At 71.3% G+C, this 23,646-nt stretch carries 12 protein-coding genes; 8 read left to right on the top strand and 4 right to left on the bottom strand.

Annotated features, from left to right (window positions below; translation table 11 throughout):
• Window positions 1–51 precede the first annotated feature (51 nt).
• Complete coding sequence (locus ACG04R_RS09815; protein ID WP_394408895.1) at window positions 52–1,542, top strand: Ppx/GppA phosphatase family protein; 1,491 nt, start codon at window positions 52–54, stop codon at window positions 1,540–1,542.
• A gap of 153 nt (window positions 1,543–1,695) precedes the next feature.
• On the top strand, window positions 1,696–9,228 hold the full coding sequence (locus ACG04R_RS09810) for a hypothetical protein (RefSeq protein WP_394408892.1): 7,533 nt from the start codon (window positions 1,696–1,698) through the stop codon (window positions 9,226–9,228).
• A 54-nt stretch (window positions 9,229–9,282) separates the two neighbouring features.
• Here ACG04R_RS09810 and ACG04R_RS09805 read toward each other — a convergent pair whose 3' ends face one another.
• Both ACG04R_RS09805 and ppk1 read right to left on the bottom strand, forming a co-directional pair.
• Complete coding sequence (locus ACG04R_RS09805; protein WP_394408889.1) at window positions 9,283–9,744, bottom strand: SixA phosphatase family protein; 462 nt, start codon at window positions 9,742–9,744, stop codon at window positions 9,283–9,285.
• Window positions 9,745–9,748: 4 nt separating this feature from the next.
• On the bottom strand, window positions 9,749–11,818 hold the full coding sequence (ppk1, locus tag ACG04R_RS09800; RefSeq protein ID WP_394408886.1) for a polyphosphate kinase 1: 2,070 nt from the start codon (window positions 11,816–11,818) through the stop codon (window positions 9,749–9,751).
• Between the two features lie 95 nt (window positions 11,819–11,913).
• Between ppk1 and ACG04R_RS09795 the strand changes: the two genes are divergently transcribed.
• The 5 genes from ACG04R_RS09795 (at window position 11,914) to ACG04R_RS09775 (ending at window position 19,454) form a co-directional block, all read left to right on the top strand.
• On the top strand, window positions 11,914–12,789 hold the full coding sequence (locus ACG04R_RS09795; protein ID WP_394408883.1) for a hypothetical protein: 876 nt from the start codon (window positions 11,914–11,916) through the stop codon (window positions 12,787–12,789).
• Entirely contained in the window at window positions 12,786–14,510 is a 1,725-nt protein-coding gene (recJ, locus tag ACG04R_RS09790) for a single-stranded-DNA-specific exonuclease RecJ (protein WP_394408880.1), read from the top strand. The genes ACG04R_RS09795 and recJ overlap by 4 nt, the downstream gene beginning before the upstream one ends.
• Window positions 14,511–14,718: 208 nt before the next feature.
• On the top strand, window positions 14,719–16,533 hold the full coding sequence (locus ACG04R_RS09785; RefSeq protein ID WP_394408877.1) for a bifunctional diguanylate cyclase/phosphodiesterase: 1,815 nt from the start codon (window positions 14,719–14,721) through the stop codon (window positions 16,531–16,533).
• An 80-nt stretch (window positions 16,534–16,613) separates the two neighbouring features.
• A complete protein-coding gene (locus ACG04R_RS09780) occupies window positions 16,614–18,530 on the top strand; it encodes a methyl-accepting chemotaxis protein (RefSeq protein ID WP_394408874.1) in 1,917 nt (638 codons plus the stop codon).
• Window positions 18,531–18,575: 45 nt separating this feature from the next.
• Window positions 18,576–19,454, top strand: coding sequence for a 3',5'-nucleoside bisphosphate phosphatase (locus ACG04R_RS09775; protein WP_394408870.1), 879 nt, complete (start codon window positions 18,576–18,578; stop codon window positions 19,452–19,454).
• Between the two features lie 7 nt (window positions 19,455–19,461).
• Here the strand turns inward: ACG04R_RS09775 and ACG04R_RS09770 are convergent, their stop codons facing one another.
• On the bottom strand, window positions 19,462–20,511 hold the full coding sequence (locus ACG04R_RS09770; RefSeq protein WP_394408867.1) for a PEP-CTERM sorting domain-containing protein: 1,050 nt from the start codon (window positions 20,509–20,511) through the stop codon (window positions 19,462–19,464).
• Window positions 20,512–20,695: 184 nt separating this feature from the next.
• Between ACG04R_RS09770 and ACG04R_RS09765 the strand changes: the two genes are divergently transcribed.
• A complete protein-coding gene (locus tag ACG04R_RS09765) occupies window positions 20,696–21,331 on the top strand; it encodes an L-threonylcarbamoyladenylate synthase (RefSeq protein WP_394408864.1) in 636 nt (211 codons plus the stop codon).
• A 153-nt stretch (window positions 21,332–21,484) separates the two neighbouring features.
• Here the strand turns inward: ACG04R_RS09765 and ACG04R_RS09760 are convergent, their stop codons facing one another.
• Complete coding sequence (locus ACG04R_RS09760) at window positions 21,485–23,473, bottom strand: DUF4253 domain-containing protein (RefSeq protein WP_394408861.1); 1,989 nt, start codon at window positions 23,471–23,473, stop codon at window positions 21,485–21,487.
• Window positions 23,474–23,646 lie beyond the last annotated feature (173 nt).

Here is a 23,646-nt window from a genome sequence, read left to right as displayed (position 1 = left end):
GGGTTCCCGGTTACGAAGGGGCGTCAAATTTTGCCCGGACAATCGCCCGCCATGACGACACGCCCCCAAGCCAGCAACCCGATCTGGGCCTCCATCGACATCGGCTCGAACAGCTTCCGGCTGGAGCTGGCGCACCTCTCGGGCGACCGCTACCAGCGCGTCAGCTACACCAAGGAGAGCGTGCGCCTGGGGGCCGGCCTGGACGCCAACGGCATGCTGACCGAGGCCGCCATCGAGCGCGGCCTCGCCTGCCTGAAGGGCTTCGGCGCGCAGCTCGTCGGCATCGCACCCGAGCGCGTCCGCGCCGTCGCGACGCAGACGCTGCGCGAGGCACGCAACCGCAACGCCTTCCTGGCGCGCGCGCAGGCCGTGCTGGGTCATCCCATCGAGGTCATCGCCGGCCGCGAGGAGGCCCGCCTGATCTTTGCCGGCGTCGCGCGGCTGCAGCCGTCCGAGAAGCCGCGTCTGGTCATCGACATCGGCGGCCGTTCCACCGAGATGATCCTGGGCAAGGGCCGCAAGCCGGTGCTGGCCGAGTCGTTCGGCGTCGGCAGCGTGGGCCTGTCGCTGCGCTTCTTCGGCGATGGCCGCTACACGGAGGAATCCTTCCGCGCCGCACAGGTCGCCGCCGGCGCCGAGCTGGAGGAGGCGCTGACGCTGTTCCGCCCCGAGCTGTGGCAGGAGGCGCTGGGATCGTCGGGCACCGTGGGCGCCGTGTCGCAGATCCTCGCCGCCAGCGGCCGGACCGACGGCCGCATCACGCAGGACGCGCTGCGCTGGTGCATCGAACAGTGCATCGCTGCCGGCTCGCAGGACAAGCTGCAGCTGCCCGGCCTGAAGGAAGACCGCCGCCCGGTCGTGGCCGGCGGCCTGTGCATCCTGTACACGCTGCTGACGCAGTTCGGCATCGACCAGCTGCTGCCCACCAAGGGCGCGCTGCGCCAGGGCGTCATCTTCGACCTGGCCGAGCGCCTGCAGCCCAGCGGTGCACGCGACCCGCGCGGCGCATCGGTCGCCGAGCTGCAGGAGCGCTTCGGCGTCGACTCGGCACAGGCCGACCGCGTCGCCGCCCAGGCCGAGAAGCTGTACCGCCAGCTCGGGGACAAGCCCGCGCCCGAGCTGCTGCGCGAGCTGCGCTGGGCCGCCGCGCTGCACGAGATCGGCATGCTGGTGTCGCACCACGACCACCACCGCCACAGCGCCTACCTGATCGGCCACGTCGACGCACCAGGCTTCTCCACCAACCAGCTGCAGCGCCTGGCCGCACTGGCGCTGGGCCAGCGCGGCGGCCTGCGCAAGCTGGAGTCCCAGCTGGCCGACGCGCAGTTGCTGGACCAGATCGTCGCGCTGCGCCTGGCCGTCATCCTGTGCCACGCACGCACGCCGGTCAGCGGCTCGCCCAAGCTGGAGCGCAGCGGCCGGCAGCTGACGCTGCGCTGCCCCAAGAGCTGGTCGGATGCCCACGCCCGCACACGCTTCCTGCTGAAGGAAGAAGCCGAGGCCTGGGGCCGCTCGGGCCTGCTGGATCTGGTGCTGGCCTGACCCGGGCGCCGCAATGCGGCGGACACCTCGGCGACAAGCTGCTTAACAAAAGGTCGAAAAGACCCGTCTTTTCCGGCTTTCCCGGCACAGCCCGCCTCATAGGCTTATCGGGCAGTCGAGGCCGGTCTTTAGCGCTTCCTGCATGGAACGCTCATGACCGACATCGCCAGCCTGACTCCCGACCAGATTTCCCAGCTCAGCGCCGCCACCATCGCGGGGCTGACGGCGGGCGACTGGCAGGCATTCAGCGCCGATCAGATGGCCGCGCTGACCAGCGCCCAGGTCGCCGCCATCTCCATCGGCGGCTGGGGCATCATCACCCCGGCCCAGGTGTCCAGCCTCAGCCTGGCAGGCATTGCGGGCCTGAGCGCGCACGCGTTGCCGCTGCTGTCGGCAAGCCAGTTCTCGGCACTTCAGCCCGACCAGCTGGCCGCCCTGCCCACGCTGGGCCTGCACGCACTCACGAGCCGGCAGGCCCCGGCGCTGTCCAATGATGTCTTCGACACGCTGAGCCTCACCCAGACCCAGGCCATCGCCACAGCCGCCCTCGCGGCCATGAGCACCGACCAGATCGGCAGCCTGGGCGCCGGCGAGCTGGCGACACTCACCGCGGGCCAGGTGCACGCGCTGCAGACCGCCCAGGTCGCCGCCATTTCGACACCGACGATCGCCGCCCTCGGCAGCGATCAGCTCGTGGCACTGACATCGACCCAGCTCGGCGCCCTGACTTCGGCACAACTCAACGCGCTGGGCGGCGACCAGGCCGGCAGCCTCGTCAGCACCCAGACCGTGGGCCTGCACAGCGGCCAGGTCGCGGCCCTGGGCTCCGACCAGCTCCAGGCCCTCGGCAGCCAGGCCCTGGGCGGGCTGACCGGCAGCGCCCTGGCCGGGCTCAGCACCGACCAGATCGAGGTCCTGAGCGGCGCGCAGCTCTCGGCCATCACCACGGCCGCGCTGCCTTCCCTGTCCACGCAGCAGCTGCAGGCGTTCGCCTATGAGCAGCTGCAGGCGCTGACGACGCAGCAGATCGCTTCGCTGAGCACGGCCCAGGTTGCCTCGCTCACCAGTGATGACATGCAGGCCCTCACGACGGCGCAGGTGCATGCCTTCACGGCCAACCAGCTCTCGCGGCTGAACCTGACCGCGGTGGACGCGCTCAGCGACGCCCAGCTCGCCAGCCTCGGCTCGGCGCAGACGCCGGGGCTGAGCACCAGCGCCCTGGCCTCGCTGAGCGACGAGCAGGTCAACGCCTTCAGCAGCCAGGGCCTGCGCGGCCTGAGCAATGCCCAGCTCGCCGCGTTCAGCACGGAGCAGATCGCCTCGCTGGACCCGACGCAGCTGCTCGGGCTGACGACCAACCAGATGCGCGGGCTGTCGGACGCCAGCGTGGCCGCGCTGACAGCGGACCAGCTCGGTGCCCTCACGTCAACCCAGCTCAACGCGCTCAACAGCCGCCAGCTGCAGGTGCTGTCCGATGACCAGATCGCCGCCATCGGCACGGCTGCCCTGCGCGGGCTGAGCGCGGCGCTCGCGCCCACGCTGCGCGACGACCAGGTCACCTCGCTGACGCCCACGCAGTGGGCCGCCGTCAGCACCCAGGCGCTGCACGCGCTCAAGGCCAGCCAGCTCAATCTGCTCGACGCCGAGCAGGTCCAGGCCCTGAGTACCGTGCAGCTGATCAGCCTGAGCACGGCGCAGATCGGCGCCCTCACCGCCACCGTGGCCGACGCCTTGACGCCCAGCCAGCTCGCCGGCCTGACCAGCGCCCAGGTGGCCGCCTTCAGCGCCAGCGCCCTCGGCGGCCTGGTGGACGTCCAGCTGGCCGCCCTCGGCGGCCGCCAGATGCTCGGCCTGAGCAGCGCCCAGATCGCCAGCTTCAGCGTCGACGCGATCGCCTCGCTGTCCACCGCGGCGCTGCATGCGCTGAGCAGCGCCCAGATGGCGGGCCTGAGCGCGGCCGACTTCCAGGCCCTGACCGCCGACCAGTTCCAGGCGCTGGGCAGCGCCCAGATCCGTGGCCTCTCCGACAGCGCCTTCCAGTCGCTGAACGCCGACGAGCTGAGCCACCTGAGCGCCACCCAGCTCAGCGGGCTGACCTCGCACCAGATGCAGTTGCTGGACGGCAGCCAGCTCGGCTCGCTGAGTTCGGCCGCGCTGGGCGGTCTGAGCAGCGTGGCCGCCTCGGCGCTCACGCCCGACCAGCTGGATGCGCTGAACATCGACCAGCTGCATGCCATCAGCGTCAGCGCGATCCGCGGCCTGTCCACCGCGGCCTTGCTGTCGCTCACGCCCCAGCAGGTGGCCGCCTTCAGCGCCGCCCAGATCGCGGCGATGACGCCGGCACAGATGGCCGCGCTGGATGCCGAAGCCATCCAGGCCCTGGGCAGCGCACAGATCGCCGCCATGGGCAGCGCCCAGTTCGCGCAACTGTCGGCCACCGAAGTCGCCACGCTGCACGCCGACCAGCTGGCGGCACTCACCGCCAAGCAGTTCATCGGCGCGTCCACGGCGCAACTGGCGGCGTTGACGCCGGACCAGTTCCGCTTCATCGGGGCCGGCGCGCTGCAGGCGCTGAACAACCGCCAGATCGCCGCGCTCAGCGGGGCCGACGTGCAGATGATGGGCACGGCCCAGATCGCCGCGCTGAGCGGCGCCCAGTTGCACGCGCTTTCCAGCAGCGCCTTCTCATCGCTCACGATCGACCAGCTCGCCGCGCTGACCAGCACCCAGACCGGCGCATTCAACGCCCAGTCCATCGCGCTGCTGAGCCCGGACCAGATTGGCGCCCTCAGCAAGTCCGCCATCCACGGCCTCGGTGCCGCGGCCGTGATGGCAATGACCGCCGACCAGGTGCAGGCCCTGAGGCCCGAGCAGATCCAATCGCTGACCAGCATCGCCGCGGCCAACCTCTCGGCCGTGCAGCTGGGCGCGATGTCGGCCGACCAGATCGCCGCACTGGGCGCGGCCAATGTGGCTGCGCTGCCGCTGGCGCAGATGGCCGTGCTGAGCCCGAGCACGCTGGCGGCGTTCAACGAGACCGAGCTGGCGGCCCTGACCGCCAGCCAGTTCGGCCGCCTCAGCCCGAGCGCCGTGGCGGCCCTGGGCACCGACCAGGTGGCCGCGCTGACCGGCCGGCAGACCAACGGCATGACCGCGCAGCAGATGCAGGCGCTGTCGGCCGAGCAGTTGGCCGCGCTCAGCCCCTCCGCCATCGCGGGGCTGTCCAACGCCCTCGTCAGCAGCCTGACCGGCTCGCAGCTGTCGGCGCTCACGAGCGCACAGCTGCAGGCCTTCACGGCGTCCCAGCTGCATGCGCTGGGCGACGGCGCGCTGCAAGGCCTGCGCGACGACCAGCTCGCGGCCTTCAGCGGCACGCAGGTCAACAACCTCGGCACCCACCAGATGCAGGCCCTGCTGCCCGAGCAGATCGCCGCCCTGAGCACATCGGCGCTTCAGTCGCTGTCCGCCGTCAACGCGGCCGCGCTCACGCCGACCCAGGTCTCGCAGCTCAGCGTCGACCAGCTCCAGGCCATGGGGACGCAGGCCGTGCATGTGCTGACCTCGGCCCAGCTGCAGGCGCTGAGCAGCGATGCCTTCACCTCGCTCAGCGCCGCCGCCATCTCCACCCTCAGCTCGGCCCAGTTCAACAGCCTCACCCCCGACGAGCTGCACAGCCTCACCGCCACCCAGCTCGCCGGCATGACCTCGGCCCAGGTGCGGGGCCTGGGAACGGCCGGCCTGGCCAGCCTGACCAACATGCAATGGTCGGAGCTCGGCAGCCGCCAGGCGCCCGGCCTGAGCACCACCCAGGTCATGGCGCTGACGACGGACCAGGTCGGCAGCCTCGACCCCGGCTTCATCGCCGCGATGACCACCCAGCAATGGACGGCACTGGGCGCGGCCCAGCTGCAGGCGCTCGGCACGGCCGACATGCGCGCGCTCACGCGGGCCGAGATCACCTCGACGACGGTGGCCCAGTTGGCGGCCCTGTCGACGACCCAGGTCGCCACCTGGAATGGCACCCAGCTCGCCGGCCTGAGCAGCACGCAGCTGCATGCGCTCAGCCTGTCCCAGGTCGCCGCGCTGGCCTCCGGCGCAATGTCGGTGCTGACCAGCACGCAGATCAATGGCCTGGGCGCCGACCAGCTGGCCGCCCTGGGCACCGCGCAGCTGGCCAACCTCAGCGCCGGGGCGCTGCAAGGGCTGGGCAGCACGCAGATGCATGCCTTCAGCGACACCCAGCTGAAGGCGCTGCCGCTGGGTGCGCTGCAAAGCCTGGGGTCGGCACAGCTGCTGGAGTTCAGCACCGACCAGTTCCAGGCCTTCACGAGCCACCAGCTCTCCGCCATCACCGCGACGCAATGGCCGGCGCTCAGCGCCGTCATTCCCGCGCTCGGCACGGGACAGGTCGCCGGGCTGACGGCCAGCCAGCTGCAGCAGTTCACCAGCGCTGACCTGCATGCGCTCTCCAGCGACCAGATCGGCGCACTCAGCTCCGCCGCCGTGGCGGCCATGAGCGTCTTGCAGCTCGAACAGCTCGGCACGGCCCAGCTGGCCGGCCTGGTCAGCGCGCAGGTGCAGGGGCTCAGCGGCACCCAGCTCAACGGGCTGACCAACGACCAGCTGCAAAGCCTCAGCACCGCCCAGTTGAACGCACTGTCGGGCACCGCCGTTGCGGCATTGACGACCGACCAGCTCAGCCTGCTGGGCACCGCGGGGGCAACCGCGTTCAACAGCGGCGTCTTCGCGGCACTGAGCAGCGATGCCCTGGCGATGCTGACGGCCACGCCGCTGCCCAACCTGGGCACGGACCAGATCGCAGCGCTCACGGCCGCCCAGGCGCCGGGCCTGAGCACGGCCGAGCTGGCCGCGATGACGCTGACCCAGGTCGGCTCGCTGTCCGCGGCCGCCGTGCACGCCCTGACGACGACGCAGTTCCAGGCGTTGCATGACACCCAGTTCTCCGCCCTGGGCACCGCCCAGATCGCCACGCTGCCGGCGGCCGACCTGAAGCTGATGACCACCGATGCGCTGGCCGCCCTGTCGGCGACGCAGGTGCACGCCCTGGACAGCAGCCAGACCGTGCTGCTGAGCACCCAGCAGCTGCAGGCCCTGCTGCCCGACAGCCTGGCCGGCATGTCCACCGCGGCCCTGCATGCCATCGCGTACACCAGCTTCCAGGCCTTCACGTCGGGCCAGGTCGCCGCGCTGACCGACGCACAGATCTCGATGCTGGACCCCACGCAAGTTCAGGCGCTGACGCCGCAGGCGCTGCGCGCGCTGAACGCCGACCAGATCGCGCACATGACCAGCGCCCAGCTGCAGGCGCTCACCGGGGCCCAACTGGCCGTGCTCCAGCCCCAGCAGCTGGCGGCCTTCAGCGACCAGGCCATGGGCAGCCTCAACGGCGCGCAGCTCGCGGCGCTGAGCCCGGACCAGTTCGCCAGCCTGAGCCCCGACCAGGTCGCCGCCATCACGCCCTACCACCTCAGCGGCCTGAGCACCGCCGTCATCGCCGCACTCAACGGTGACCAGCTCTACGGCCTCACGGTGGCGCAGCTGCTGTCGCTGACGCCGGCCCAGCTCGCGGCCGTGCAGCCCGCGGCCATCGACGGCATCAACCCGACCGCCCTGCACGGGATGTCGGTGGACCAGTTCAGCCAGCTCCGCCCCGACCAGGTCGCCGCGCTGAGCCCCTCGCAGATCAGCGCCCTCACCGCCGCCGAGGTGGCCACGCTGCAGACCCAGCACATCGCCGCGCTGCAGCCGCAGCAGATCCAGGCGCTGACGACCGCCCAGGTCTCCGGGCTGACGGTGACCCAGGTGGCGGCCCTGTCACCCGCCCACTTCGGCCAGCTCAGCGGGCAGCAGATCGCCGCCCTCAGCCCGGCGGTGGTGGCCTCGCTCAGCGGCGACCAGCTCAACGCCTCGCCGCTGGCCAACATCTCGGCGCTGACGCAGCAGCAGATCAGCGCCATGAGCCCCACGGAGCTCGCCCTCATCGACGTGGCCCACATGCCCGGGCTGACCGGCACGCAGCTGGTGGTCATGAGCAACGACCAGCTGCAGGCCCTGAGCCCCGACCAGTTCGCCAGCCTCAGCGCCAGCCAGCTCGGCGCGATCACGCCCGCCCATCTGAGCCTGCTGTCCACCAGCGTGATCGCGGCGCTGAGCAGCGATCAGCTCAGCGGCTTGACGGTCCCGCAGTTTCTGTCGCTGTCTCCCGCACAGGTCGGCGCGCTGTCCGCCTCGGCCATTCCCGGCATCGGCACCAACGTGCTGCATGCGATGTCTGCAAGTCAGTTTGCTGAGTTGCGCCCCGACCAGGTCGCCGAGCTCACCGCCACGCAGGTCGGCAGCCTCACGTTGCCGGAGGTCGCGGCGCTGGGCACCCAGCACATGGCGGCGCTGAGTGCCGACCAGCTGGGTGGCCTGAGCGTGTCGCAAGTGCTGTCGCTGTCGGCCGATCAGCTGGGTGCCGTCTCGGCCGCCGCCGTGTCGGGCCTCAATCCGGGCGCGCTGCACGTCATGACGACGACCCAGTTCAGCGAGTTCACGGCCGAGCAGGTGGCGGCATTCAGCACCGCCCAGATCAGCAGCCTGAGCGGCGCCGAGATCGCCGCGCTCGGCACCGCCCACGTCGCCGCGCTGCAGGCGCTGCAGCTCCAGGCCATGACGCCCTCACAGGTGGCGGCCCTCAGCGCCAGCCAGATCGAGGCGCTGTCGCCCACGCAGTTCAGCCAGCTCGACCCGCAGCAGATCGGCGCCATCGCCACGCCGGCGGTGGCGGCGCTCACCGGCGACCAGCTGAACGCCTCGCCGCTGACCAACATCGCCGCGCTCACGGCGGCCCAGATCGCCGCGATGAGCCCGACAGAGCTGTCGACCATCGACATGAACCACGTTGCCGGCTTCACCGGCACCCAGCTCGAAGGCATGACGCCGGCGCAGCGCTCGGCGCTGACCGCGGCCTCCCCGCTGGTGCTGGACCTGACCGGCCTGGGCGTGCACACGGTGGATGCGGCCCATGGCCTGAACTTCGACATCAACGCCACCGGCCAGGCGAGCCAGATCGGCTGGGCCGGCGCCGGCACCGGCGTGCTGGCGCTGGACCGCAACGGCAACGGCCGCATCGACGACGGCAGCGAACTCTTCGGCACCGCCACCAAGCTGTCCAACGGCCATCTGGCCAGCAACGGCTTCCAGGCGCTGGCCGACCTCGACAGCAACCACGACGGCAAGCTCACCGCCGCGGACACCGAGTTCAGCCACCTCAAGGTCTGGGTGGACGCCACCAACGGCTCGGGCGGGCAACTGCTCAGCCTGGCCCAGTTGGGCATCGTCGAGCTGGACCTGAGCGCCACCAGCAGCTCGACCACGCAGAACGGCAACCTCATCGGCCTGCAGGCCGGCTACACCCGCAGCGACGGCAGCCGCAGCGAGCTGGACGACGTCTGGTTCGGCCATGCAGCATCAACCGCCGCGACGACCGCCACCACCAGCCATGCTGACCTACCCAGCCTCGGCGACCTGCTTCAGCCCGCGTCCACGCCACTGCTGGCCGAGCCCGCGACCATCCTGCCGGCGGCGGCCTCGCATGAGCTGCTCATGCCCGGGAACTCGCTGCAGCACCACCTGTTGCAGCAGGAGCAGGAACAGCGCAACGCGGCCAACCGCTGGTTCTGAACCACTGCCCATGGGCGGCCGGCCCGGCATCGCGGGCCGGGTCTGTTGGCCGCGTCAGAGCGCGTCCGGCCCCTGCACCGCGTGCAGCGTGACCTCGGGCTCGCCGTCGCGCTGGCGCCAGCGCAGCCACCAGACCGCGCCCTTCTTGACGGCCCATTCCTGATCCACGCCCGCCAGCAGATGCGCCGCCAGCAGGCCCAGCGTCGGCTGGTGACCGCAGATCAGCACCGGCTCGCTGGACTTGGGCCAGCGCGAGGCCTCGACGAGCGCCGTGATCGGCGCGTCCGGCGCCAGCGTCGGCGCGATGCGCATCTCGCGTCCCAGCGCGTCGGCCGTCTGGCGGCAGCGCAGAGCGGGGCTGACGAGCACGCGCGTCGTCGCGGCCAGCCGGTGGTTCAGCCACGCCGCCATGCGCCGCGCCTGGCGCTCGCCCTTGGGCGTCAGCGCGCGCTGCAGGTCATCCTGGCCGGGGGCGATGACCTCGGCTTCGGCGTGGCGCCACAGGATCAGATCCATCGCGTCAGTCTCCTCCACCGTCGCTGTAGCGGCGCATCAGCGCCTGCTGTGCGCTGATGCCGCTGTCGCTGATGCGCACGGAGCGGCCGTCCGGGCCCAGCTGCCAGGCGTCCAGCGTGTCGTGCAGATAGGGCAGCAGCGCCTCGTCGATGACGCGCTGGCGCAGCCTGGCGTCGATCACCGGCCAAGCGACCTCGATGCGGCGGAACATGTTGCGGCTCATCCAGTCGGCGCTGGACAGGAACAGCGCCTCGCCGTCATCACCCTCGGCCCAGCGGAAGTAGCAAATGCGCGAATGCTCCAGGAAGCGGCCGACGACCGAGCGCACGACGATGTTCTCGCTGACGCCCGGCAGGCCCGGCGGCAGCATGCAGGCGCCGCGCACGATGAGGTCCACCTTGGCGCCGGCCTGCGCCGCGCGCAGCAGGCCGTGGATGAGTTCGGCGTCGGTCAGCGCGTTGATCTTCACGACGATACGGGCGGCCTTGTAGCCGGCGCGGGCCGCAGCCTCCACCTGGCCCAGCAGCTCGATCATGCGGCTGTGCATGTTGAACGGCGCCAGCAGCATGCGCCGCGGCGCCTTGAACTTGCCCAGCGACGCGAGCTGGCGGAACACCGAGTCCGCGTCGGCGGTCAGGTCGCCGTCGGCGGTCAGCAGGCCGAGGTCGGTGTACAGCCGCGCCGTCTTGGGGTTGTAGTTGCCGGTCGAGATGTGGGCGTAGCGGCGCAGCTTGGTGCCCTCGCGGCGCGTGATCAGCAGCAGCTTGGCGTGCGTCTTGTAGCCGACGATGCCGTACACCACCTGCGCGCCGACAGCCTCCAGCCGCTCGGCCCAGTTGATGTTGGCCTCCTCGTCGAAGCGCGCCTTCAGCTCCACGACGGCCATGACCTCCTTGCCGCGCCGGGCCGCCTCGATGAGCAGGTCCATCAGCTCCGACTTGGCGCCGGTGCGGTAGATGGTCTGCTTGATGGCCAGCACGTCGGGGTCGGCGACGGCCTCGCGCAGCATCTGCACGACCGGGTCGAAGCTCTCGAAGGGGTGGTGCAGCAGCACATCGCTCTTCTTCAGCTTGTCGAAGATGGACTTGTGCCGCGGCAGCCGCCCGGTTGGCCAGGCCGGCTCGAAGGGTTTGAAGCGCAGGCCCGGCGCGTCGGTCTGGTCGATGAGCTCGTTCAGGCGCACGAGGTTGACCGGGCCGTTGACGCGGTACAGCGCCGCGTTGGGCAGGCCGAACTGCTCCAGCAGAAACTCCGACAGTTCGGCCGGGCAGGTGTTGACCACCTCCAGCCGCACCGCGCGGCCGAAATGGCGCGTCGTCAGCCCCGAGCGCAGCGCGTGGCGCAGGTTGGCGATCTCCTCCTCGTCCACTTCCAGGTCGGAGTCGCGCGTGACGCGGAACTGCGAGAACGCCTCGACCTTGCGGCCGGGGAAGAGTTCTTCCAGGTGCGCGCGGATGACGCTGGTCAGCAGCACGAAGGCCTGGCGGCCGTCGCTGAGGTTGGCCGGCAGCTTGATGACGCGCGGCAGCACGCGCGGCACCTTGACGATGGCGATGCGGTTGTCGCGGCCGAAGGCGTCCTTGCCCGACAGCCGCGCGATGAAGTGCAGCGACTTGTTGGCCACCTGCGGGAACGGGTGCGCCGGGTCCAGGCCCACGGGCACCAGCAGCGGCTTGACCTCGCGCTCGAAGAACTTGCCCACCCAGGCGCGCTGCGGCTCGTCGCGGTCGGCGTGGTTGAGGATGACGATGCGCTGCTTGTGCAGCAGCGGCGTCAGCTGTTCGTTGAAGACGTGGTACTGCTCGTCGATCAGCGTGTGCGCGGCACGGCCGACGCGGTCCACGTCCTGGCCGGTCACGGTGCTGAGCGGATCGCGCGCGGCCTCCAGCATGTCGGCGAAGCGCACTTCGAAGAACTCGTCGAGGTTGCTCGACACGATGCAGACGTAGCGCAGCCGCTCCAGCAGCGGCACGTCCTCGCGCTGGGCCTGGGCCAGCACGCGGCGGTTGAACTCGAGGATGGCCTGTTCGCGGTTGAGCAGTTTCAGCGGAGTCGGCGGAAAGGGGGCGGTCATGATGAAAAGTGTATGAACGCTTTATGACAGCCATATGGAAGGTCTAGGGAGGGCCTCACAGAGGCGCCTTCCCGGGGTTCCGATAATCCGCCCCCATGCACCTGATGATTCCCCATGCCAGCGCGCTGGACGAGGCCGCTCGGCATGCCTTTGCCAGCCTGGCCCTGCCCAACCTGAGCGCGCAACTGGCCCGCCTCAGCCCCGCCGAGACCTGGGGCAGCGACGAGTTCTCGCCCCAGCCACCGCACCATCTGGCGCTGGCCGCGCTGCGCGGCCAGGCCGAGCCCAGCGCCGCAGCCTGGGCTGTGGACGCCGGGCCTGAGTTGAGCTGGGCATTGATGACGCCGGTGCATCTGGCCGTCGGCACCGACGGCGTCGACGTGCTGCCGCCGGCGGCGCTCAACCTTTCTGAATCCGACGCGGCCCGCTTCGCCGCGCTGCTGCACGAACTGTGGCCCGAGTCCGAAGGCTGGCAGTGGCGGCTGCTTGACGCGACGCGCTGGGCCATCGGCCACGCGACGGCACTGGACGGGCTGCAGGCCGCCAGCTTCGAGCGCGCCGCCGGCCGGCCCATCGAACCCTGGCTGCCCGAAGCCAGGACGCTGCGCCGCTGGCAGAACGAGGCGCAGATGCTGATGCACGGCCACGCCTTGAACGTGGAGCGCGAGGCCCGCGGCGAGCATGCGATCAACTCGGTGTGGATCGGCGACATCGGCCGCAGCAACGGCGGCAAGTCCGACGTGACCATCGACGCCCGCCTGACCGAGCCGCTGCTGAACGGCGACCTCGCCGCCTGGGCCGAAGCCTGGCAACGGCTGGACGCCGGCCCGCTGGCCAGGGAGCTGACCAGCCTGACGCTGGCCGGCGAACGCTTCGCGCGCCGGTTCACGGCGCAGCCGCTGTCGCTGGTCGAGAAGCTCAAGCGCCGATTTAGGGCGCCGGAGGCGACGGCCGTGCTGGAGGCGCTATGAACTCCCCACGGTTGATAGAACGCGAAGTGAACCCGCGCACCGCCTGGGCGCTGGAGCAGGCCGGCGTCGCCCCACTGCTGGCCCGCCTGCTGGCCGCGCGCGGCGTGCGCGAGGCGGCGGAGCTGGACGAGAACCTGAACCAGCTGCTGCCACCCGCCGGCCTCAAGGGCATGGCCGACGCGTCGCGGCTGCTGGCCGATGCGTTGCAGCACGGCGAGCGCATCGTCATCGTGGCCGACTACGACTGCGACGGTGCCACCGCCTGCGCCGTCATGCTGCGCGGGCTGGGCCTGCTGGGCGCCCGGCCCGGCCAGGTCGGCTACGTCGTGCCCGATCGCGCCGTGCACGGCTACGGCCTCACACCCACCATCGTCGACCTGGCGCTGGAGCAGCAACCCGACCTGCTCGTCACGGTGGACAACGGCATCGCCAGCCTCGCCGGCGTGGCCCACGCCCGCGCCCAGGGGCTCAAGGTGCTGGTGACGGACCACCACCTGCCCGCCCTGGTCGACGGCGCCCTCGTCGTCCCCGAGGCCTCGGCAATCGTCAACCCCAACCAGCCCGGCTGCACGTTCGCGAGCAAGTCGCTGGCCGGCGTCGGCGTGGCCTTCTACGTGCTGCTGGGCCTGCGCGCCGAGCTGCGTTCACGGGGCGCCCTGCCCCAGCCCGAACCGCGGCTGGACGGCCTGCTGGACCTCGTCGCGCTGGGCACGGTGGCCGACGTCGTCAAGCTGGACGCCAACAACCGCCGCCTCGTCGCGCAGGGCCTCAAGCGCATGCGTGCCGGCCGCGCGCAGCCGGGCGTCATGGCGCTCTTCAGCGCGGCCAAGCGTGACGCGAGCAAGGCCCAGGGCTTCGACCTCGGCTTCGCGCTTGGGCCCCGCATCAACGCGGCCGGTCGCCTGTCCGACATGACGCTGGGCATCGAGGCGCTGACGACCGACGACGCCGAGCGGGCGCTGGAACTCGCCACGCAGCTCGACACCATCAACCGCGAGCGCCGCGAGATCGAGAGCGGCATGCGCGAGATGGCCGAGGCCCGGCTGGACGGGCTCATCGACGCGCTGCAGGGCGCGCTGCCACCGGCCGTCGCGCTGTTCGACGCCGACTTCCATGAGGGCGTCGTCGGCATCGTCGCGTCGCGCATCAAGGACCGCGTGCACCGCCCCACCTTCGTCTTCGCCCGCGGTGCCGACGGCCACCTGAAGGGTTCGGGCCGCTCCATCCCGGGCTTTCACTTGCGCGACGCGCTGGACCTCGTCAGCAAGCGCGAGCCCGACCTGCTGGCCAAGTTCGGCGGCCACGCCATGGCAGCCGGCGCGACGCTGGCAGTCGACGACATCAACCGCTTCGCGCTGGCGCTCGCGCGCGTGGCCGAGGAATGGCTCAACGAGCAAGACCTGACCCGCACGCTGCGCCACGACGGCGCGCTGCCGGCCGACGCCGCCACGCCCGAGACGGCGCGGCTGCTGGACGCCCAGGTCTGGGGCCAGGGCTTCGAGGCGCCGGTGTTCTGCGACCGCTTCGAGCTGGTCTCGCAGCGGCTCGTCGGCGAGAAGCACCTCAAGCTGCGGCTGCGTCAGGCCGGCAAGCTCATCGACGGCATCTGGTTCAACCACATCGAGATGCTGCCCGAGCACGTCACGCTGGCCTACCGGCTCTCGCTGGACGAATGGCAAGGCCAGCAACGCGTGCAATACGTGATCGAGGCCAGTGCCTGAAGCCCCTCGTCCAAGGCGTACCTTGGACGGTCCCCACGGGGACACGGGCCGGCTAGGGGCTGCCCGTCGCTCCGCCCGGATGTGACGGAGTTGGCAAGCCCCCGCGCTCGCGGGGGCGGCGTCACCGGAATGTCACAAGGGGTTTCAAGAATGCCGCTCGCCAGCCAACCCGGATGTCTCGGGCGGGCTTGGCGACCCGGAGCCCCCCATGCGCGTTCCCGCGCCCGATCCCCTTGCCGAGGCTCTCGATCGACTGATCGAGCAGCTCAGTTTTGACATTCATTTCCAGCCCCTGGTCGCCATCGACCGCGCCGAGATCTACGGCTTCGAAGCCCTGACCCGTGCCCCCGCCGATGGTCCCCTGCATTCGCCCCTGGTCCTGTTCGAGACCGCCGCCCGCCTGGGCCGGCTCGTCGAGCTGGAACACCTGATCGTCCAGCGCGCCATCGAGCGCTTCAAGGCGCTGGGCCTGCCCGGCCAGCTGTTCCTCAACGTCACGGCCGACACGCTGATGGGCGCCCGCGAGCATGCAGGCCTGCTGGCCGCCGAACTGGCCGAACTGGGCCTGCCGACGTCGCGCGTCGTCATCGAGCTGACCGAGACCCGCCCGGTCGAGGACCTGGCCCAGCTGGACGACGCGCTGCAGGCGCTGCGCGAGCGGGGATTCCGCGTCGCGCTGGACGACCTCGGCGAAGGCTTCGCGTCCCTGCGCCGCTGGATGGAGATGCGGCCCGACTTCGTCAAGATCGACCGCCACTTCATCGACGGCATCGCGCAGGAGCCGCTGAAGCAGCAGTTCGTGCGCTCCATCGTCGAGATGGCCGCCACCAGCGGCTGCGAGGTCGTCGCCGAAGGCCTGGAGCAGGAGCCCGACCTGGACGTGCTGCGCCGTCTGGGCGTGACCATCTGCCAGGGCTACCTGTTCGCCCGCCCCAGCGCCACGCCGCGCACGAGCCTGAGCGCACAGTGGAGCGGTCGGCTGGCAGCCGACGCCCAGCCGCGGCTGCTGCAGAACGACCTCGCGCTGCCGGTCAGCCAGGGCACCATCACCAGCGCCGCACAGCTGGCACGCCGCGGCCTCACCGTCACGGCCGCCACCAACTGCCGCAGCATCGTGGACCTCTTCCACGGCGACGAGCAGCTGCTGGCCATCCCGGTGCTGGACGACCAGCAGCGCCCCATCGGCGTGCTGCGCTCGCTGCACGTGCTCAAGCGCAGCACCGAGCGCTACTTCATGGACATCTTCGACAAGCGCAGCTGCGTCGAGCTGATGGACAAGAGCCCGCTGGTGTTCGACGTCGCCACGCCGCTGCGCGCGATGAGCGATGCGATGTCCAACCTCGACGAGCGCCTGCTCATCGACGGCTTCATCGTCACGCGCGACGGTGCCTACTTCGGCGCCGGCCGCAGCTCCGACCTCCTCAAGGCCGTGTCCGACCTGCAGGTGCACGCCGCGCGCTACGCCAACCCGCTGACGCTGCTGCCCGGCAACGTGCCCATCGACAACCACCTGGACCGCCTCATCGAGGCCGGCGAGACCTTCGCCGCGGTCGTGTGGGACATCGACCACTTCAAACCCTTCAACGACGTCTACGGCTACCGCGTCGGCGACGACATCATCCGCCTCGCCGCCCGCGTGCTGACGCACGCCGCCGACCCTCAGGTGGACTTCGTCGGCCACATCGGCGGCGACGACTTCGTCATGGCGCTGACCAGCCCCGACTGGGAGGCGCGGCTGCAACGGATCTGCTCGGCGTTCGACACCGGCGTGCGCAGCTTTTTCTCGCCCGAGCACCTGGCCGCCGGCGGATACGTGACGCTGAATCGTCAGAACCAGCCCAGCTTCCATCCGCTGCCCACCTTCTCCGCCGGTGCCGTGCTGCACCTGCCGGGCAGCTTCGACGGCGCGCGCGCCCTCAGCGCGGCGCTGGCCGAGCCCAAGCGCGTGGCCAAGGGCCGCGCCGGCGGCAGCCGCTTCTTCGTCGACCGTCGCACGCCCCAGCGGGCCCTGCTGGCGGCCTGACCTCCATCCCGGGCGCCGCAACGTGGCGGTCGCCCTGCCCTTTGACGTGCCGCAACGACGCGGCCGCTCCCTACATCGCCATGAACTTCCTCAAAGCTACAGAACACTGGAGCCTGCGGACGCGGCTCGCCCTGGTCGCCTGCCTGTCCCTGATGCTCGGCGCGCTGCCCGGCGCGCTGCTGCTGCGCGGCTACGCCGGCCAGCTCGACACCGCCGCGCTGCAGCACCGCGCCCTGCCCGCCAACCGCGCCTGGCAGGCGGTCCTGGCGCGGTTGCAGGCGCAGCGCGGCCTCGCTGCGCAGGCGCTGTCCACCCAGCCCGACCGCAAGCCCCAGGCCGTCGCCGCCACCGAGGCCGTGCAGGCCGCGCTGAAGGCGCTGGACGGCACGCTCGGCGACGGCCTGCCGCCGGCCCTCGCCGCGACGCAGCGCGAGCGCGCCGCCGCGTTGCGCGGCCATGAGGCCGAGCTGGCCCGCGGCATCGCGCAGGGGCCGCTGGACGTGCCCCGCCTGCTCGACGCACAGGCCGCGCTGGCCAACGAAGCCTTCGAGGCGCTGGCCGAGCTGAACGCCGGCACGGGCCTGCTGCTGGATGCCGAGGCGGCGTCGCACTTCGCCATCGACGCCGGCCTGCAGGCCGCGCCGCGCGTGCAGGACGCACTGTCTGAACTCGCCGCGCTGGCCAGCGCCGCCGCGGTGGACGACCTGGCCCGCATCTCCGCCGCCCACACACGCTACGGCGAGCAGGTGGCGCTGATGCAGCAGCGCCTGCACCTGGCACTGCAGGCCCGCGACGCCGAACTGAACCAGCGGCTGGAACCGCTGCTGCAGAGCCTGACGGCCCAGCGCGAGCAGGTCGACAAGACGCTGGACGCTGCCGCCAAGGACGTGAACTACCCGCTGGACCAACTGGCGGCCCACCTCACGAAGGCCGGCGAGCTGCAGGCCCAGCTGAGCGCCCAGGTGATGGAGACGCTGGATGCCGGCCTGTCGGCCCGCGCCGAGCGCGCCGCCCACCGCCGCAACGCGCTGATGGCGCTGCTGCCGCTGGCCCTGGCCGCCATGCTGTGGGTGATGGTGCGCGCCATTCGCCAGTTGCTGCTGCCGGTACGCCAGATGGTGGAGGTGACCGAGCGCATCGCCGCAGGCGACCTCAGCCAGCCCGTGCCCCAGGGGCGGCACGACGAACTGGGCCGCGTGCTGGTGGCGCTGGGCCACATGCAGCAGCGGCTGCGCGGGCTGGTGGAACGCATCCATGCCGATGCCGGCGGCATCCGCAACGCGGCCGGCGAGATCGCCGCGGGCAACCACGACCTCGCTCTGCGCACCGAGCAGGCCGCCGCCCGCCTGGAGCAGACCGCCTCCCACGTGCAGCTGCTGACGGCCGCCGTGCACCACAGCAGCCAGGCTGCCGTCGACGCCGAGGGGATGGCCGGCTCCGCGGCCGACGTCGCCGCTCGCGGGGGCCACGTCGTCGACGAGGTCGTCGGCACCATGCAGGGCATCGCCGACGCCAGCCAGCGCATCGCCGACATCACCGGCCTCATCGACGGCATCGCCTTCCAGACCAACATCCTCGCGCTCAACGCCGCCGTCGAGGCCGCGCGGGCCGGCGACCAGGGCCGCGGCTTCGCCGTCGTCGCCGCCGAGGTGCGCAGCCTCGCTCAGCGCAGCGCCACGGCGGCGCGCGAGATCAAGACGCTGATCCAGCAGTCGGTGGAGCGCGTGGAAACCGGCACGGCCCAGGCGGCGCAGGCCGGCAATGCCGTGCGCGCCATCCACGGCAAGGTGCAGGAGATGGCCGGCCTCATCCACGCGATGGCCGAGCAGACCCGTGCTGAGGCCGCGCAAGCCACCGAGGTCGGCGAAGCCGTGCAGGCCATCGACGCGATGACACAGCAGAACGCCGCCCTCGTCGAGCAGGCCGCCGCGTCGGCCGCCAGCCTGCGCAGCCAGGCCGAGAACATGGACAGCACGGTGAACGCGTTCCGCCTGTAACCCTGGCGCCAGGGCCGGCTTGGCCGGCCTGCCAAAATCGGGGCTGTGAACCTCGATGCCGCCCTCAACGCCGACCTGCACTGCCATTCCGTCGTCTCGGACGGCACGCTGACGCCCGAAGCCCTGGCCGAGCGCGCCAAGGCCGGGGGGGTGCAGCTGTGGTCGCTGACCGACCATGACGAGATCGGTGGCCAGGCGCGCGCCATCGCGGCGGCCGCGGCCATCGGCCTGCCCTACCTCACCGGCACCGAGATCTCGGTCAGCTTCGCCGGGCGCGTGGTGCACATCGTGGGCCTGGGCTTCGATCATGAGGCGCAGGAGCTGATCGACGGGCTCAAGGCCACGCGCGGCGGCCGCGAGCCGCGCGCCCGCGAGATGGCCGCCAGCCTGGCCAAGGCCGGCATCCCCGGCGCCTTCGAGGGGGCGCTGCAGTACGTGGGCAACCCCGACCTGATCTCGCGCACCCACTTCGCCCGCTTCCTCGTCGACGCGGGCCACTGCGCCGACGTGCCGGAGGTGTTCCGCCGCTTCCTGACCGAGGGCAAGCCCGGCTTCGTGCCGCACAAGTGGGCGGCGCTGAAGGACGCGGTGGGCTGGATCACCCGCGCTGGCGGCATTGCCGTCATCGCCCACCCGGGCCGCTACGGCTTCACGCCGACCGAGGAATACGCCCTCATCACCGAGTTCATCGGCCACGGCGGGCGCGGCATCGAGGTCGTCACCGGCAGCCACACGGCGGCGGAATTCCAGCAGTACGCCGACACGGCCATCGAGTTCGGCCTGCTGGCGTCACGCGGGTCGGACTTCCACTGCCCCGAGGAAAGCCGCATCGACCTCGGCGCGCTGCCGCCGCTGGCCAACCGGCTCACGCCGGTCTGGCAGGCGCTGCAGGAACGCGTGCATCACGCCGGCGTCGCCGGCTGAGAACCGTTCAGCCCTGGCGGCGGCGCCGGGTGGCGGCCCAAAGGACAGCCAGTGCACCGCCGACAAGGACCAGCGAGCCCGGCTCCGGCACGTTGTTGACGGCCAGCAGTTGCGGGTAGAGGAACTGGCGCGTCCCGTACTCGTCGTTGCCCAGAGGCACGAGGTTGGTGAGCGGATTCTCCGCACTGATGCCCAGGCCGTTCGACTCCATCAGCAGGTTGACGTCCGGAAGCTGGGTCGTGCCGGCACCGATGTCGTAGCGATGCAGGCCGACCGAGCCGGAGGGATCGAGGGGGTTGACCAGCAGCGCCCACGAGTTGTTCAGCGTGCCGCCCGGGTCGGCGGCGCTGAAGTTGTCGTCGATGAAGTTGCCGGGTTCGATTTCCGCCTCGGCGTCGCCAACGCCGAGCGCGTGGCCGATCTCATGCGTCAGCAGGCGCCGGAACACGTCCAGTGTGTAGGCCGCCTCAGGGTTGCTGTTGATGTACATGTCGACGCCCGAAATGGCGCTCGAATTGGCGTAGTTCGCCACGCCCGATGTCAGCGTCACCGGCTGGCCGCTGGAACCGACATACGTCTCGGCCTGGTGGCGGCTGTTGCCCGGGTCCCAAAAGTAGGCGTCGTTCGTTGCGATCAGGTCGATATCGGCGCCGTTGGTGTCGAGCCCGCCGCCGGCCACACCCTGCACGGCCGTGCCCAGGTCGGCCACGAAACTCAGGGACGTACCCAGGTGAGTCACGGGGTCCACCGACGTCCATGCCGCGAACGCGTCCTGGACCGTCTGGGTGAAGGCCGCCACGCTCGGCAACGCGCCGGACCAGGTGAAGCTGTCGCGGAAAGCCTCGAAGGAGCCTCCCGACAACGAATAGCTCAGGCCGCCTTCCAGCGAGCGCTCGTTGCCATCAATGACGTGGGAGGCCGCGTCCCAGCGCAGGATGGAGCCGGTCAGGCCCGTGGGGTCTAGGCCGTAGACCACACCGGCCTGGGCCGAGGCCATCGGCAACATCAGAGCTGCGCAGGCTGCAGCCCGGGCACTCAGGACGAGCAGGAATTTCATGTCGACTCCCGGTTGATCACCACCGTCGCGACACGCAGGCAAGTTCCAGGCCATCAACGCCTCCCGCGGCGCTCCGTCATAGGAGGCAGATCGACTGCGACACCAAGGCGCCGCTTGCTAACGTTGCAACCATGTAAATTCCGTCGACACCAAGCCCGACGCGATCGCGCTGTAGCATTGCTGCGTGGCCCAGCTCTTCGAAGTCCACCCCGACAACCCCCAGCCGCGCTTCCTGCGCCAGGCCGCGCAGATGCTGCAGGCGGGCGGCGTCGGCGCGATCCCGACGGATTCCAGCTACGCCTTCGTCTGCCGGCTGGACGACAAGGCCGCGGCCGAGGCACTGCGCCGGGTGCGCGGCGTCGACGACAAGCACCACCTGACGCTGCTGTGCCGCGACCTGTCGGAGCTGGCCACCTACGCGATGGTCGACAACCGCCAGTACCGGCTGCTCAAGCTCGCCACACCGGGTGCCTACACCTTCATCCTGCCGGCGACGAAGGAAGTGCCGCGCCGGCTGTCCCACCCCAGCCGCCGCACCATCGGCCTGCGCGTGCCGGACCACCGCGTCACGCAGGACCTGCTGGCGCTATTCGGCGAGCCGCTGTTGTCGACGACGCTGATCCCGCCCGGCGAGACCGAGCCGATGAACGATGCCGCCGACGTCTGCGCGCGGCTGGACCGCCAGCTGCAGTTCGTGCTGGACGCCGGCGCCTGCCCGGCCCAGCCAACCACCGTGCTGGACCTGAGCCAGGGCGACGAGCCGGTGCTGGTGCGCCAGGGGCGCGGCGAGCTGGCGCGGCTGGGTTTGCAGCTGGACTGACGCGCCAAACCGTAGGCCGAGCGCCGGGCCGCTCCCAAGCCGGCCTGCGGGCGATGTGCTCGCGGCTCAATGCCGCGAGCATCGCCGTCCCCTCGGGGGACCGACTGGGCTTGCCGGCGTTCAGCCGGCGCAAGACTGGGCGAGGGGCTGGTTTCAATCCCACCAGAAGTACCAGACCGGCGCATCGAGCAGCGTCGCAGCCAACGCGGCCGTGCTGCCCACGCCCTGTTCGACGATGTCGGCGCAGTAGGCCTGCTGTTCGGCAGCCAGCGCCAGCGCGGCCTTGCGGTCATCCGGCGGCCGCGTCACGGCGAACTCGATGACGGCTTGGCCCACGGCCACCGGCTCGGCGCCGAAACGCTCACGCCAACGGCGCTGCAAGGCCACATGCACCTCGGGCGCGGGGCAGTCATTCCAGCCGCCGTAGCCCAGGCGGGCACACAGCTCGGCGGGGTTCTCCAGCTCAACGAGGCCAATGAACATCAGAGGCTTCAGCTGGCCGGAGAGCGTGTCGAACTGGGTCTGCACGACGCGCGACGGCTCGGCGTCGCCATCTCGCCAGCGCGGCGTCATCGGCGCGCGGTCACGCAGCCAGGCCTCGGCGTCCACGTCGCGCGACGCGGCGAGCGTGGCCAGGCCGCCGTCGGCGGGCGGCTCCAGGCTTTCCAGCAGCGATGCAACATCGTCGGCGTCACCGATCAGGAAGGGGTAGTTCCGGCTGCTGCCCTGCGCGAACGCTCGGCGCAGCGCCTCGACCTGCTTGAGGGCGTTCACGCCGCGCACGGTGACCGTGCGGAACACGCCGTGATCGGCCTCCACACCGGCCCGCTCAGACTCGGGTGATGGCGGGCGTGGCAACGCGGGCACCTGCTCATGGGCTGCCAGCAGCCCGGCAGCCTTCAGTTCGTCGACGAGCAGCGCGTTCTCCGGCGTCAGCAGCAGGGGCCTGATGGCCGAGAGCGCGGCCCGTGCGTCATCGGTGCGACCCGCCTGATGCAGCGCCAGCGCCCACCACCCGCCTCCGATGCCGAGGAAGGGCCAGACCGCGGGGCCTGCCGCCGCCTGCGTGACGCGACCGGCGACCCAGGGTGTCAACAGGTCGAGAGCCGCCGCCTGCCCGTCCCGCACGGCCAGGATGCCGCGCGCGAAGTCGACCCAGGGTGCCAGGGCGGGGCTGTCGAACTGCGCTGCATGCGTGGCGAGTAGTGCCGCGGCTGCAGGTGCCGAGCCGGCTCGGGCCTCGCGCAGCGCCAGGTCCAGCCATTGCATCGTGGCGCCCTGGCCGGCGTCGATCAGGCGCTTGCGCAGCTTCTCGGCCTCCTCGTACGCGCCTGCCTCCTGGCAGACCGCGATGGCCCGCATGTCGAACGTACCCGGGCCGATCGCCTCCGCGCTATCCCGCCAGGCTTCCAGCGCCGCCAGCGCCTCGTCCAGCCGCCCCTCGGCGGCCCAGGTCTTGGCTTCGCGCACCGCCAGGTCCCACAGCATCTTGCCGTCGCTGGCCGGCGACAGCAGCCCCCACAACCGGGTGATGCCTTCGCGCACGCCGGCCCGGTCCCCCAGCGCCTCGGCCGCCACGATGGCGGCGAACAGCCGGGGCCGGGCCATCGCGGCCAACGGACCGCGGCTCATCTCGGGCGGTGGCAGGTCCGGCACGACGAACGCGAGATCGGTCAGGCTGCGCACCAGCTTGCCGACCGCGTCCAGCGCCGCGGGAAGCTCCAGGGGCTGGGGCGGCGCCAGCAGCCGGCGGCGCAACTCGGCCAGCGAGGCCTGCCAGTCGGCCGCGCTGTCGCTGTCGTCCCACAGCGCCTTCAGCTCGGATTCGTCGCCGCCGATGCGCGCCAGCACGGCGAGCGCCCTTTGCACCAGCGGCCCGGGCGGCACCAGCCGGGTGCGCGCCATCCAGTCCTCGGCGACCTCGGGGCAGGTTTCTTCGCCAGGATGCCCGCGCAGTCGGGCCAGCAGCTCGATGGCGGCCAGGGCCTCGGTCGCCAGCGAGGCGTCCAGATCGCCCGCCGGTTCGTCGGCGACGGCGGCAAGCGCTGCTTCGATGAGCGACAGGTCGTCCGCGTCTTCCAGGCCCTGGGCCCAGTCGAGCGCGTCGTCGTTGCCGAAGGCTTCGTGGCTCCAGGCTCCCATGGCGGCATGCCGGCGCGAAGCCGGTGTAGTGGTGATAGCGCCGCAGTGTAGGAACGGCTCGGGCCCGGGCCGCGCGGGCTTATTCACGTCAGCCGGCGGAGGCCCGCGCCGTCGTTTCATCCGTCGCGCCTGCAGTTCATCCAGCGCGGCTCGCGCTTGATCGCAGGTGGCTG

Origin of the sequence: Pelomonas candidula, assembly GCF_043555985.1 — a bacterium.
GTDB classification, from domain to species: domain Bacteria; phylum Pseudomonadota; class Gammaproteobacteria; order Burkholderiales; family Burkholderiaceae_C; genus Pelomonas; species Pelomonas candidula.
This window is presented reverse-complemented; position numbering and strand designations above follow the sequence as displayed.